Genomic DNA, 12,312 nt, shown 5'->3' with positions numbered 1-12,312 from the left:
TCATGACTGCTCTCCCGTCGGCGCGCGGAACGGCGCTTTGGTGTCGGTGCCGGGCTCCTTGGGAAGGCCCAGGACGCGTTCGCCGATGATGTTCTTCATGATCTCCTCGGTGCCGCCCAGGATGCGCAGGGCCGGCGTGCCGAGGAGCAGCTCGTTCCACGAGAAGGTTCCCCAGTCGCCGGTCTCGGCGATCATCCGCGGGCCCACCATCTCTGCGGCGAGGTGGGAGGCGGCGGCCAGGTTGTGGGAGAACATCAGCTTGCTGGCTGATGCCTCCGGTCCCGGCGCGCGCCCGTCGAGCAGGGTGCGCAGGGACTGCTGGTTGAGGTAGCCGGTCGCCGTCAGGTCGGCCAGCACCTCGGCGAGCCGGCGTCGCGCTGCGGCGTCCCGGGACAGCCCCATCGCCTCCAGCATCGCCGTCAGGTAGGAGCGTGAGACCGCCCGCTCGACCGGACCGGCACCTTCGCCGCCGACACTGGCCCGCTCGCTCATCAACGTGGTCATCGTGACCCGCCAGCCGTCGTCGACCTCGCCCAGGCGGTGGTCGTCGGGGACGCGGACGTCGGTCAGGAAGACCTCGTTGAACTCCGCGCCGCCGGTCATCTGGCGCAGCGGCCGCACCTCCACCCCCGGCAGCGACATGTCGACGAGGAAGGCGGTGATCCCCCGGTGCTTGGGCTGCGACGGGTCGCTGCGACAGACCGCCATCCCGAGCTCGGCGTGGTGCGCTACCGAGGTCCACACCTTCTGGCCGTTGAGCACCCATTCCTCGCCGTCGCGCACAGCCCTGGTCGCGACGTTGGCCAGGTCGGAGCCGGCACCGGGCTCGCTGAACAGCTGGCAGGCGATCGCGTCCCCGCGGAACATCGCAGGTAGGTAGCGCTGCTTGATCTCCTCGCGAGCGTGGGCCAGGATCGTGGGCCCGATCATGCCGAGCCCGATGAGGGAGATCACGCCGGTGTCCGGCACGTCGTACCCCGCCTCGAGCTGGTCGTACACCAGGTCGTGCAGGGGGCTGAGCGCGCGGCCGCCGTACTCCGTGGGGCCCGTGATCCAGCCGAATCCGTGCTCGTGGCGGGTTCGTTGCCACGCCCGCGCCGCGTCGACCTTCGCCCTGTCGACCTCGGGCGGTTCGTCGCCGAAGTAGGAGATCCGGTCCTCGCCCTCGCCCCAGACGACGCGGCCAGTACCGGTGGGCCGCCGGGTGGCGTGCTCGTCGAGGAACGCGCTGGCCTCCTCGACGAAGGCCTCGATCGACGACGACGAAGCGGTCGGGGAGGCCGGGGTGGCCGGTGTGGCAGGTGCGGATGCTGTCATGACGTGTCGCTCTCGCTCTCAGATGGTGACGACGGGGTGCAGGTCTGCGCCGGCGAGCGCGGCAGAACCGACCTCGTCGGCAAGTCGGAGGTGGCCGCCGAGGAGGGCGTCGAGCGCCGCGCCCCGGCTGACGTAGCGGTGCATGTCGCTCTCCAGCGTGATGCCCATCGCACCGAGCACCTGGACCGTGCGGCGCAGCACCGTGGACTGGGTCGCACCGGCGCGCAGCTTGGCGACCGTCGCTGCCCAGGCGGCAACGTCCTCGGCGGCACTCCACGCCACGTCCAGGGTGACCCGGGCCGCCTCGAGCGCGGCATGCGCCTCGGCGAGCTGGTGTCGCACCGATTGGAAGGACCCGAGCGGCCGGCCGTACTGGTGACGCACGCTGGTGTGTGTGACCGCGAGCTCGAGGGCTGCCGTGCACACGCCGATGATCTCGGCGGCCAGGGCGCGTCGACCAGTAGCGACGGCGCGTTCCCATGCGGCGCCGACCGGAACGCTGTCGGGCTGGAGCGCGGCGCCGAGGGTGACGAGCTGCCAGCCCGAGCCCGGGTCGAAGCCGCCGGCAGGACGGGTGACCAGCGAAGAACGCTCGATGGTTGCCAGCACGACGCCGTCGGGGGTCGCGCGAGGCACCACGACCACCTCGGCCGTCGAGGCGAGCAGAACACCCGTCGGACCTGGGTGCGCGCCGAGTCGGGGGTGGGGTAGCAGCAGGGTGTGTGTCCCCGGGGCGTAGCCCGGGAGCTCGGCCAGCATGGTGTCGGCCAGCAGGCCGCTGGAGGCCAGGGCTCGTCCTTGTTCGCCGAACAGCACGGTGGTGGCGATGGCCGGGTCTTCCTCGAGGACCTCGGCCCAGCCCAGCTCGTCGAGCGCTGGGGCCACCGGCCGTCCTGTGGCGAAGACTTCGCGCAGCGAGCCGCGCACGACCTCGACGGTGGCGTCGTCCAGGCTCATCGCGACGACTCCTGGGGCAGGCCGAGCACGTGGTCGGCGAGGATGGTGCGCTGGACCTCAGCGGAGCCGCCGAGGATCGTGGAGGACCGGCTGTACCACCACTCGGCTCGCCAGGCTGTGGAGTCGAGCGCGTGCGGGTCCTGGGGATCGGCCAGAAGGAAGTCGGCGCCGAGCGCGTCGCGGGCCAGGTCGTGCAGACCGGTCTCGACCGTGGCGAGCAGGATCTTGTCGACACTGGCCTCCGGCCCGACGGTGTCGCCTGCGGCGAGGCGGCGGATCGTGGCGGCCGAGCGCGAGCGGAGCGTGACGATGTCGGCGTACGTCGACCCAAGACGGCCCGTGGTCCCGTCCGGCAGCGGGGTGCCCGACGAAGCCAGTCGGCCGCGCAGGTCGCGCAGTCGCCGCAGGGCGATCCCGGCGCTCTGCCAGGCGAACATCGAGCGCTCGAACTGCAGGAGGTACATCGCCACGGCCCAGCCCTGGTCCTGTGCGCCGATCGCTCGCGAGAGGGGCACGCGGACATCGTCGAAGAAGACCTCGGAGACCTCCTCCTGGCCACTGGCCAACGCAACCGGACGTCGGGAGACACCGGGCGCGTCGGCGTCGATCATCAGCATGGTCAGCCCGCGGTGGCGCGCCTCCGGTGTCCCGGTGCGCACCAGGCACACGAAGCGGTGGGCCGTGGCTCCGAAGCTCATCCAGAGCTTCTGCCCGGACACGACGTAGTGGTCACCGTCGCGCCGTGCACGGCACCGCAGGGCGGCCAGGTCGCTTCCCGCCTCGGGCTCGGAGAAGCCCTGCCCCCACCACTGCGCGCCGGTGAAGAGTGCCGGCATCACCTCCGCGGCCAGGGAGGGGGCGAAGTGCACCACCGGGTTGCCCAGCGTCTCGAGCACTAGGCACTGGTCGGGCACCGGGAGTCCGGCGCTCGACAGCTCGTCGTAGAGCGCGGCGCGGTGGCGGGGGTCGCCGCCGAGTCCGGCCGGCTCGGGCCATCCGTACCGCGTCCAACCGCCGTCGTCGTGCAGGGCTCGCAGGAGGGCTGCGTGGTGGTCGTTGCGCTCCGCGACCGTCATCGGCTCGTGGCCGCGCCATCGGTCGTAGTCCGCTGAGTTGTCGGCCAGGTGCTCGCGCAGGGCCAGCGCGTAGGCAACGGGGTCGACAGCGAGCTCCGCGGCTCGGGGGCCGAGAGGTGCTGTCGAGGTGCTCACGCCGAGGCCGCGCTCTTCTGCTTGCTCCGCTCGAGGAACGAAGTGACCAGAGCCTGGTGCTCGGAGGTGTCGAAGGACTTGAACTCCTCCGACAGGGCGTACTCGATGACGCCGCTGATCGCCCGCTCCAGGTGCATGTTCAAGGCTCGCTTGGTGCTCTGGATCGCCTGCGGGGGTTGGGCCGCGAGCCGCTCGGCGACCTTCACGGCCTCGGCGAGCAGGTCGGCGTCGGGCACCATCCTCGTCGCGAGGCCCAGCTCCACCGCGGTGGCGGCTGGAATGCGCTTGCTGGTCAGCAGGTATTCCTTGGCGCGCAGCATGCCCATGAGGAGCGGCCACGTGGGCGCCCCGCCGTCGGCGGCGGTGAGCCCGACACCGACGTGCGGATCCTGCAGGAACGCCGACTCGGCGATGAGGACGACGTCGCTGCTGGCGGCGAGATTGCACCCCAGTCCGACGGCAGGCCCGTTGACCGCCGCGACCAGAGGCAACGGGAACGCGAGGATCTCGCGAAGCAGCTGGCCGGCGCCTTCGATCTCCTTCTGCCGGCTCGCCGGGTCGTTCCACAGCTCGACGAAGTGCTCCATGTCACCACCGGCGCTGAAGGCGCGGCCGGCTCCGGTCAGGACGACGGCGCGTGCGTCCGGGTCGGCTGCGAGATGCCTCCAGACCCCGATGAGCGCTCCGTGCAGGGCCTCGTTCGTGGCGTTCATCGCCTCGGGGCGGTTGAGTGTCACGAGGCGCACGGCGCCGATCTCCTCGATCAGCAGCTCGGGTGCGAAGGGGTGATCCATGAGTCCTCCAAAGGTGGCCGCGGTCACGGCGTGAGTCGCAGTCCAACGTCAATTGACGAATCTGTCAAGTGACGTTAGCGTCCGATCTGGAAGCACTCGACCGGGTGCGATCCGGTCGAGACGAGGGAGCCGAGCACGTGAGCGTTGGGGTGAAGGTCGAAGCGGTCGCCGATCCCGGGACGACGCACGGCCTGCTGGCCGGTCGGGTCGTCCTGGTGACGGGCGGTGGTCGCGGTATCGGGCGCTCTCATTGCCTCGAGCTGGCACGACACGGCGCCACGGTCGTGGTTAACGACCTCGGTGTCGGCCTTGGCGGGGAGGACTCAGAAGAGGATCCCGCGACCGAGGTCGTGTCCGAGATCGAGGCAGCCGGCGGCAGTGCCATCGCGGTCGGCGGCTCCGTCAGCGACTGGACGGCGATGGCAGACCTGGTCGGCCACGTCGTAGCGAACCACGGACAAATCGACGCTGTCGTCAACAATGCCGGGATCTTGCGCGACAAGACCATCACCTCGATGGACGAGCGCGACTGGGACGCCGTCGTCGACGTCCATCTCAAGGGCACTTTCACGCTGACCAAGCACCTGTGCGACCACTGGCGCGCCGAGTACCGGGCGGGGCGCCCGGTCGCTGCCCGGATCGTCAACACCACCTCCGGCACCGGGTTGGCCGGCAACGTCGGCCAGGCGGCGTACGGCGCCGCCAAGGCCGCTATCGCGAACCTCACCATCACGTCGGCCCTGGAGGGCACCCGCTACGGGATGACCGCCAACGCGATCTCGCCGGTCGCCGCGACGCGGATGACCGCGAGCGTAGGAATCGACGCCGGCGGCCGCGATGGCTTCGACCGGCTCGACCCTGCGAACTCGTCCCCGGTGGTCGCCTGGTTGTGCTCGGAGCAGTCGGGATGGCTCACCGGGCAGGTGCTCCGCATCGACGGTGGCACCGTCCACCCGGTGCGCGGATGGTCTGTCCAGGAGGGCTATCGGGCCCAGGGTGGGTCACGTCTGGAGGCGCAAGAGCTCGACGCCGGCCTCCGTCGCACGCTCGGCGTGCTTCCCCCGGGCCTCGCCGGCCTCGTCGCTCCGTGCGGTGCCCGATGAGTCACCTCGCCGCCCTCGGCACCTACCTCCCCACCTGGGGCGAGGAGCAGGATCGCCGACCCGGCCCCGACGAGGACGCGGTGACCCTGGCCGTTGCGGCGGGCCGCGCAGCCCTCGGCTGTCTCGACGAGCCGGACGTCGACCAGGTGGTGCTGGTCTCACGCGACCTGCCGCTGCTCGAGGGTGGCAACGCCGCGGCGCTGCTGGCGGGTCTGGGCCTACCGGCGGACCTCCCGGTGACCGAGCAGGTGGGCGGGTGCCCTGCCACGCTCGACGTGCTCACCGCCGCGGCACCGGGCACCCTCGTCCTGGCAGCCGATCTGGCACCCGCCGGGGCAGCGGCCGCCCTTGTGGGTTCCGATGGGCTCGAGGTGCTGCCGTGCGCCCGTCGGGTGGGCAGCTTGCCCGTCCAGAGTCGCGGCAGGGACGGTGTCGCGCGCGACTACGAGGACGCCCGGCTCGGCTGGGACCGTGGCGGCTTGGCTGCGGTGAGCGCCCTCGATCTTGCTGAGAAGCCGGTCGTGGTGGCCGGCGCCACTGCTCGCCAGGCCGGTGTCCTCACCCGGGGACCTGCCCCGGCGCTGCCGGTCACCGGTGCCAGCGCTGCACTGTTCGCGCTCGCCGCGCTCGACGACCTCGGGGAGACCGGTGTCGCAGTCGCCGTCGAGCAGGCCTCCGCCACCGCGGTACGCACCGGCCGCGGCACGACCAGCCTCTGCCTGGCCCGCGACGAGCCAGCCGCGCAGTCACCTGCCACGCTGCGTGAGACACCCGGCCCCGAGATCGCGATCTCGCTGGCGGCCTACGCCCGTGCCTTCGACGCCAAGCTGCGGTGGGAGGCCGGCGCGTGCGACGCCTGCGGCACCCTCGCGCTCCCGCCCCGGCTGCGCTGTCTCGAGTGCGGCTCCGAGGAGGGATGGTCGCTCGCCCCGCTGCCCCGCACCGGCTCGGTCTACACCGCAGTCACCGTGCACGTCCCCGTGCCCGGGCTGCCGACGCCCTACTCGTTGGCGATCGTCGAGCTCGACGGGGTCGACGTCCGCGCGCTGGTCAAGGTCACCGGTGCACCCGCCGGTGGCACCGCGATCGGCGACCGAGGCCGCCTGGTGCTGCGCCGGGTGGCGCTGCGATCGGGCATCCCCGACTACGGCTACGCGCTGCTGCCCACCGACACCGATCCGACGACGGAGGACATCTGATGAGGCGCGTAGCGATGGTCGGGGCTGGGATGACCAAGTTCAAGGAGCACTTCGACCTCGGCATCAAGGAGCTCGTACCGATGGCCGTCTCCGAGATGGCTGCCTCGGTCGACAAGGGCCTGGACCGCTCCGACATCGAGGCGGCGTGGTTCGGCGAGCTCACCACCAGCGACGGCTTCCCGGCCGGCATCCTGGCCGACAGCTGCGGACTGCTCGACATCCCCGTCACCCGGGTCGAGAACGCCTGCGCGACCGGCAACGACGCCGTGCGCAACGCGATGTACGCCGTGGCATCGGGCATCGTCGACGTCGCCCTGGTCGTGGGGGCCGACAAGGTGCGTGAGTCGTCCTCGCGCAGCACGTTCTGGGAGTGGGCGGCGCTCACGCGCGACGTGGCGTGGGACTATCCCCTCGGCCTGGTCGCGCCTGCCAACTTCGCCCTCCACGCCGCCCGCTACCTGCACGAGTCGGGCGCCACTCGTGAGCACATGGCGATGGTCGCAGTGAAGAACCACCGTCACGCGCTGACCAACCCCAAGGCGCAGCTTCGCTTCGAGATCACCGTTGAGCAGGTCCTGCGCGCGCCGACGGTGGTCGAACCGTTCGGCCTCTACGACTGCACGCCGCAGAGTGACGGCGCCGCCGCGGTCCTCCTCGTCTCCGAGGAGGTGGCCGACCGCTACACCGACCGGCCGGTGTGGGTGCGCGGCGTCGGGCTCGGCCTCGACCGGGTGATGCACCAGCACAAGCAGGACATGACCTCCTTCCCCCCGACCGTGAAAGCGGCCCGGGCCGCCTACGCGATGGCCGGGATCGGGCCCGCCGACATTGACGTGGCCGAGGTGCACGACTGCTTCAGCGCCGTCGAGCTGATCAGCTACGAGGACCTCGGGTTCTGTGACAGGTTCGGTGCGGCCGCGCTCGTCGAGAGCGGCGCCACGACGTTCGAGGGGAGTCGGCCGGTGAACCTCAGCGGTGGGTTGAAGGCCAAGGGGCACCCGCCGGGTGCCACGGGCGTCTCGCAGAACGTCGAGCTCTTCGAGCAGCTTCGTGGCGACGCGCACAACCAGCTCGACACACCGACGTACGCGCTCGCACATAACATCGGCGGGCCGACGGCCGTCTCCGCCGTGACGATCCTCAGCACGGAGAAGGACTGATGGCCCAGACCTACACCCGCCCCGACTTCCGGCTCACACCTACGCCCGAGGGCGATGACGTCGTCTTCTGGACCGGCGGCGAGGACGACCGGCTGATGATCCACCGGTGTCGCAGCTGTGAGCAGTACTTCCATCCGCCGGCGCCCGCGTGCTTCCGGTGCCGCAGCCGTGACGTCGCCTCGGAGCCGGTCAGCGGACGCGGCCGGGTCGCCACGTTCACGGTCAACCGCCAGCCGTGGTTGCCGACCCTTCCGCCCCCCTACGTGATCGTGCTGGTCGAGCTCGAGGAGCAGCCCGACGTCCGGATCTTCAGCCAGCTGGTCGACGTCGACCCCGCGGAGGTCCGGATCGGCGACGAGGTCGAGGTGTTCTTCGAGCACTGGGCCCCCGAGGGCGGCACCGAGGTGTGGCTGCCGCTCTTCCGCCCGGTGCCTCCCTCGGTCGACGCGGCGACGGTTTCGGGGGAGGACGCATGAGCGGCGGTCCCTTCGACGGCAAGGCCGTGATCACCGGCGCCGGCAAGTCCCAGGTCGGCCGCAGGCTGATGCGCGGCGGTCTCGACCTGACCCTCGAGGCATCTCTGCGGGCGATCGCCGACGCCGGGCTCACCCCCGACGACATCGACGGGGTCGCAAGCTACCCCGGCCCCGGGGCGCCGCAGCGGGGCTTCTCCGGCGCCGACGTGCACGAGGTCCGCAACGCCCTGGGCCTGCGGACGTCGTGGTACATGAGCGGGATCGAGACTGCCGGGCAGATCGGGCCCGTCATCGAGGCTTGCATGGCAGTCACCCTCGGCTTCGCCAACCACGTCCTGGTCTTCCGGTCGGTCTGGGAGTCGACTGCACAGGCGGACGGCGGCCGCGCCTCGGTGCTCTTCGACGGGGGGAAGCTGCCCCCGCACATGGCCTGGACCGCCCCCTTCGGTGCGCTCTCGCCGGCCAACTGGCTCGCCCTGCCCGCGCAGCGCTACATGCACGACCACGGCCTCACCCGGGAACACCTGGGCACGGTCGCGCTGACGGCGCGTCGCCACGCGGCACTCAACCCGGACGCGGTCTTCCGTGACCCGCTGAGCATGGAGGACTACCTCGGTGCGCGGATGATCTCCGAGCCGTTCGGCCTCTACGACTGCGACGTGCCCTGTGACGGGGCCACCGCGGTGATCGTGTCGAGGCGTGATGCTGCGGCCGGCTTGCCGCGGCATCCGCTCACCGTCGAGTCAGCTGGCACCGGCATGTTCGAGCGCGCCACGTGGGACCAGCGGATCGATCTGACCACGATGGCCGCGCACGACGCGGCCGCCACGCTGTGGGACCGGACGACGCTGACATCCGCCGACGTGGACGTGGCCCAGCTCTACGACGGGTTCACCTTCTTGACGGTGCAGTGGCTCGATGCGCTCGGCTTCGCCGCGCACGGCGAGGTCGGCGCACTCCTCGAGGACGGCGCACTCCTCGCTCTGGACGGGGACCTCCCGCTCAACACCTCCGGTGGGCAGCTCTCGGGTGGCCGGCTCCACGGGATGGGCTTACTCCACGAGGCGTGCGTGCAGCTCTGGGGCGAGGGCCAGGAGCGCCAGGTCGGGGGTGCGGTGGGGTCACGTCCCGACGTCGCGGTCGTCGCCGTCGGTGGAGGGCCTGTGGCCGGGGCGATGCTCCTAAGTCATGGCTGAGCCACGCATCGACCTCACCGACGTGAGCTCGGCCGGTGGCGCGCTCGTCGTCCCGGGCCTCGAGGGGCTCCGTAGGATCGTCGGGCGCGAGCTGGGCCCGACCGCGTGGCTGACGGTCGACCAAACGCGCATCGACGGCTTCGCCGACGACACCATGGACCACCAGTGGATCCACGTCGATCCGATCCGTGCGGCCGAGGGCCCGTTCGGGGCGCCGGTCGCCCACGGGCTGTTGACGCTGTCGCTGGTGCCGTACTTCGTCAACCAGCTGCGACGCTTCGACGGGGCATTGATGGGAGTCAACTACGGGCTCGACCGGGTCCGGTTCCCCAGCCCGGTCCTGGCCGGTAGTCGGGTGCGAGCCCGGATGACCGTGACCGGGCTGGACGAGCTGTCGTCGAGTTCGGCTCAGTTCGTGACCCGGGTCGTTGTCGAGGTCGAGGGCGGCGCGAAGCCTGCGTGCGTCGCCGACCTGGTGTCGCGCTATCACTTCGAGGAGAGTCGATGAGCGAGTCGACCACGGGTTCGTGGCCGTGGATGATCGAGGCCGACACGGTGCTTCAGCTGCTCGAGCGGCGGGCCGCGCTTACGCCGGACGCCCTGGCTCTCCTCGACGAGGAGGGCCGGAGGGTGACCTGTCGGCAGCTCCTCGGCCTGGTCGAGCAGTACGCGGCGCTGCTGACGGAGCTGGGGATCGAGTCCGGGACCCGCGTGGCGTGGCAGCTCCCGACCAGGATCAGCACGTACGCCGTCATGCTCGCGCTGCGTCGGCTGGGCGCCGTGCAGGCGCCCATCATCCCGCTCTACCGCGAGCGTGAGGTGACGGCCTGCCTCGTGGCGGTCGAGGCCGAGCACTTCCTCGTACCCGGCACCTGGAACGGACACGACTTCGTCGCCATGGCGGAGCGTCTGGACCTCCCGGAGAGCGTGCGCCCCCGAGTGATCGTCATCGATCTCGACCCGACCGGCGCCGATCACGAGGCAGCCACGGTGACGGCACCGGCGGCTGACCCCGACGACGTCCGGTGGATCTATTTCACCTCGGGCTCCTCGGGCATGCCTAAGGGAGTGCGTCACACCGACGACAGCCTGCTGACCGGCGGCCTCGGCTTCGCCGGGAGGGGGCGGCTCGGCGCCGAGCCCGACGAGCTCGCGGCTGCCGCGTTCCCCATCGCCCACGTCGGAGGAGTCCTCTACCTCATCGCAGCGCTCGGCGGTGGCTACCCGATCCTCCTCCAGGAGGCCTTCGTGCCGGGGCCGGCAGCGGAGGCGATGCACATGCACGGCGTCACCGTCACCGGAGGCGCTCCTCCCTTCTACCAGGCGCTCGTGGCCCTGGCGCAGGACGCTGATGTTCAGCCGTTCCTCCCGTCGCTACGCGTGCTCAAGGGAGGGGGCGCGCCCTGTTCGGTCGAGCTGTTCGAGCAGGTGCGTGACGTCCTCGGGACCGTCGTGGCCCACGACTACGGGATGACCGAGGTCCCGATGATCGCGGTAGGTGACCCGCACGACCCCGGTGATCTCCTTGCGCGGACCGATGGGGGCGTCGTGCCTGGGAACGAGGTGCGCGCAGTGGGTCCCTCCGGTGAGCCGCTGCCGCCTGGCGAGTCCGGTGAGCTGCAGGTCAGCGGACGGGGGGTCTGTCGGGGTTACCTGGATCACTCCGAGACCGAACGCGCTTTCACCGCCGACGGTTGGTTCCGCACCGGCGACCTGGGCATCGTCCACGACAGCGGTCACGTCGAGGTGGTCGGACGGTTGAAGGACGTGATCATCCGCAAGGGCGAGAACCTCGTCCCGTTCGAGATCGAGCTGGTTCTCGGCACCTTCCCCGGTGTGGCCGAGGTGGCAGTGGTGGGGCTGCCCGACGAGGAGCGCGGCGAGCTCGTGTGTGCCGTCGTCGCCGTCCGTCCGGGCCACCCCCGTCCGAGCCTGGTCGACCTCGCCGAACACCTTGCCGCCGCGGGACTCATGCGGCAGAAGTGGCCCGAGCGGCTCGAGGTCGTCGACGAGCTGCCGCGCACCGGTCTGGCGAAGGTCGCCAAGGCCGAGCTCAAGCGCCGGTTCGGCGCTCCTGAGACTCCTCCGGCGACCGTCGGAGCAACCGAGAGGAACCACGCATGAAGCTGAGCAACACGTCGACCATCGTGACCGGGGGTGCCGGCGGCCTCGGCGAGGCCGTGGTGCGTGCCGTCGTCGCGGCCGGCGGGCACGCGGTGATCGCCGACCTGGCCGACGCCAAGGGCGAGGCCCTCGCCGTCGAGCTCGGAGACGCCGTTCGCTACGTGCGCACCGACGTGCTCGACAACGACACCGTGCAGGGCGCCATCGCCGCCGCTGGCGAGCTGGCCCCGCTGCGATACGCCGTCACTGCGCACGGTGGGTGGGGGGTGGCGGAGAAGATCGTCCAGCGCGACGGCTCGCCCGCCGGGCTCGAGGGCTTCACCAAGACCCTCGATCTGTATCTCACCGGCACCTACAACGTCCTACGGCTCACGGCCGCTGCGATCGCGACGAGCGAGCCGGACACTGCGGACGGTCAGCGAGGCGCTGTCGTCACCACCGCCAGCATCGCAGCGTACGAGGGTCAGATGGGTCAGTCGGCGTACGCCGCTGCCAAGGCCGGGGTCGCCGGCCTCACCCTGGTCGCGGCTCGCGACCTCGCTGCGGTCGGCATCCGGGTCGTCTGTATCGCCCCCGGCACGATGCGGACCCCCATCATGGAGTCGGTCGGTGCGGAGATGCTCGAGAAGTTCGGTGCGGCAGTGCCGTTCCCGAAGCGGTTGGGCCGTCCTGGCGAGTTCGGCGACCTCGCCGTGCACGCCTTGACCAACACCTACCTCAACGGCGAGACCATCCGACTCGACGGGGCGCAACGCTTCCAGCCGCGTTGAGGGAC

Annotated in this window: 12 protein-coding genes; 8 read left to right on the top strand and 4 right to left on the bottom strand. The window is 71.1% G+C overall.

The window, feature by feature from the left end:
- The 4 genes from QWJ41_RS06680 to QWJ41_RS06665 are packed head-to-tail and all read right to left on the bottom strand — an operon-like array spanning nucleotide 1 to nucleotide 4,306.
- Nucleotides 1-1,317, bottom strand: a complete 1,317-nt coding sequence (locus tag QWJ41_RS06680) for an acyl-CoA dehydrogenase family protein (RefSeq protein WP_302706703.1) — start codon at nucleotides 1,315-1,317, stop codon at nucleotides 1-3.
- Between the two features lie 18 nt (nucleotides 1,318-1,335).
- Nucleotides 1,336-2,274 (bottom strand): acyl-CoA dehydrogenase family protein, encoded by a 939-nt coding sequence (locus tag QWJ41_RS06675; protein WP_302706702.1) that lies wholly within the window; start codon nucleotides 2,272-2,274, stop codon nucleotides 1,336-1,338.
- Nucleotides 2,271-3,485 carry an acyl-CoA dehydrogenase family protein gene (locus QWJ41_RS06670; protein WP_302706701.1) on the bottom strand — a complete coding sequence of 405 codons (1,215 nt, stop codon included), beginning with the start codon at nucleotides 3,483-3,485 and terminating at the stop codon, nucleotides 2,271-2,273. The genes QWJ41_RS06675 and QWJ41_RS06670 overlap by 4 nt, the downstream gene beginning before the upstream one ends.
- Entirely contained in the window at nucleotides 3,482-4,306 is an 825-nt protein-coding gene (locus QWJ41_RS06665) for an enoyl-CoA hydratase/isomerase family protein (RefSeq protein WP_302706700.1), read from the bottom strand. The genes QWJ41_RS06670 and QWJ41_RS06665 overlap by 4 nt, the downstream gene beginning before the upstream one ends.
- A 110-nt stretch (nucleotides 4,307-4,416) precedes the next feature.
- Here QWJ41_RS06665 and QWJ41_RS06660 point away from each other — a divergent pair, with 110 nt between their 5' ends.
- From QWJ41_RS06660 to QWJ41_RS06625, 8 genes are read left to right on the top strand one after another with little or no spacing between them, the layout of a single operon-like run.
- Nucleotides 4,417-5,382, top strand: a complete 966-nt coding sequence (locus QWJ41_RS06660; protein ID WP_302706698.1) for an SDR family NAD(P)-dependent oxidoreductase — start codon at nucleotides 4,417-4,419, stop codon at nucleotides 5,380-5,382.
- Nucleotides 5,379-6,581, top strand: coding sequence for a Zn-ribbon domain-containing OB-fold protein (locus QWJ41_RS06655; protein WP_302706697.1), 1,203 nt, complete (start codon nucleotides 5,379-5,381; stop codon nucleotides 6,579-6,581). Before QWJ41_RS06660 ends, QWJ41_RS06655 begins: the two co-directional genes overlap by 4 nt.
- Nucleotides 6,581-7,741, top strand: a complete 1,161-nt coding sequence (locus QWJ41_RS06650) for a thiolase family protein (protein WP_302706695.1) — start codon at nucleotides 6,581-6,583, stop codon at nucleotides 7,739-7,741. Before QWJ41_RS06655 ends, QWJ41_RS06650 begins: the two co-directional genes overlap by 1 nt.
- Nucleotides 7,741-8,217, top strand: a complete 477-nt coding sequence (locus tag QWJ41_RS06645; protein ID WP_302706694.1) for a Zn-ribbon domain-containing OB-fold protein — start codon at nucleotides 7,741-7,743, stop codon at nucleotides 8,215-8,217. The genes QWJ41_RS06650 and QWJ41_RS06645 overlap by 1 nt, the downstream gene beginning before the upstream one ends.
- Nucleotides 8,214-9,413, top strand: coding sequence for a thiolase family protein (locus QWJ41_RS06640; protein ID WP_302706692.1), 1,200 nt, complete (start codon nucleotides 8,214-8,216; stop codon nucleotides 9,411-9,413). Before QWJ41_RS06645 ends, QWJ41_RS06640 begins: the two co-directional genes overlap by 4 nt.
- Nucleotides 9,406-9,921 (top strand): MaoC family dehydratase, encoded by a 516-nt coding sequence (locus tag QWJ41_RS06635; RefSeq protein WP_302706690.1) that lies wholly within the window; start codon nucleotides 9,406-9,408, stop codon nucleotides 9,919-9,921. Before QWJ41_RS06640 ends, QWJ41_RS06635 begins: the two co-directional genes overlap by 8 nt.
- Nucleotides 9,918-11,537, top strand: coding sequence for a class I adenylate-forming enzyme family protein (locus QWJ41_RS06630; protein WP_302706688.1), 1,620 nt, complete (start codon nucleotides 9,918-9,920; stop codon nucleotides 11,535-11,537). The genes QWJ41_RS06635 and QWJ41_RS06630 overlap by 4 nt, the downstream gene beginning before the upstream one ends.
- Nucleotides 11,534-12,307 carry an SDR family NAD(P)-dependent oxidoreductase gene (locus QWJ41_RS06625; RefSeq protein WP_302706686.1) on the top strand — a complete coding sequence of 258 codons (774 nt, stop codon included), beginning with the start codon at nucleotides 11,534-11,536 and terminating at the stop codon, nucleotides 12,305-12,307. Before QWJ41_RS06630 ends, QWJ41_RS06625 begins: the two co-directional genes overlap by 4 nt.
- Nucleotides 12,308-12,312: the final 5 nt, after the last annotated feature.

Source organism: Nocardioides cremeus (assembly GCF_030518195.1).
Classification (GTDB): domain Bacteria; phylum Actinomycetota; class Actinomycetes; order Propionibacteriales; family Nocardioidaceae; genus Nocardioides; species Nocardioides cremeus.
This window is presented reverse-complemented; position numbering and strand designations above follow the sequence as displayed.

Coding starts and splice junctions, on each gene's coding strand:
- QWJ41_RS06680 (WP_302706703.1), bottom strand. CDS start 1,317: ATGACAGCATCCGCACCTGCCACACCGGCCACCCCGGCCTCCCCGACC.
- QWJ41_RS06675 (WP_302706702.1), bottom strand. CDS start 2,274: ATGAGCCTGGACGACGCCACCGTCGAGGTCGTGCGCGGCTCGCTGCGC.
- QWJ41_RS06655 (WP_302706697.1), top strand. CDS start 5,379: ATGAGTCACCTCGCCGCCCTCGGCACCTACCTCCCCACCTGGGGCGAG.
- QWJ41_RS06650 (WP_302706695.1), top strand. CDS start 6,581: ATGAGGCGCGTAGCGATGGTCGGGGCTGGGATGACCAAGTTCAAGGAG.
- QWJ41_RS06645 (WP_302706694.1), top strand. CDS start 7,741: ATGGCCCAGACCTACACCCGCCCCGACTTCCGGCTCACACCTACGCCC.
- QWJ41_RS06640 (WP_302706692.1), top strand. CDS start 8,214: ATGAGCGGCGGTCCCTTCGACGGCAAGGCCGTGATCACCGGCGCCGGC.
- QWJ41_RS06635 (WP_302706690.1), top strand. CDS start 9,406: ATGGCTGAGCCACGCATCGACCTCACCGACGTGAGCTCGGCCGGTGGC.
- QWJ41_RS06630 (WP_302706688.1), top strand. CDS start 9,918: ATGAGCGAGTCGACCACGGGTTCGTGGCCGTGGATGATCGAGGCCGAC.
- QWJ41_RS06625 (WP_302706686.1), top strand. CDS start 11,534: ATGAAGCTGAGCAACACGTCGACCATCGTGACCGGGGGTGCCGGCGGC.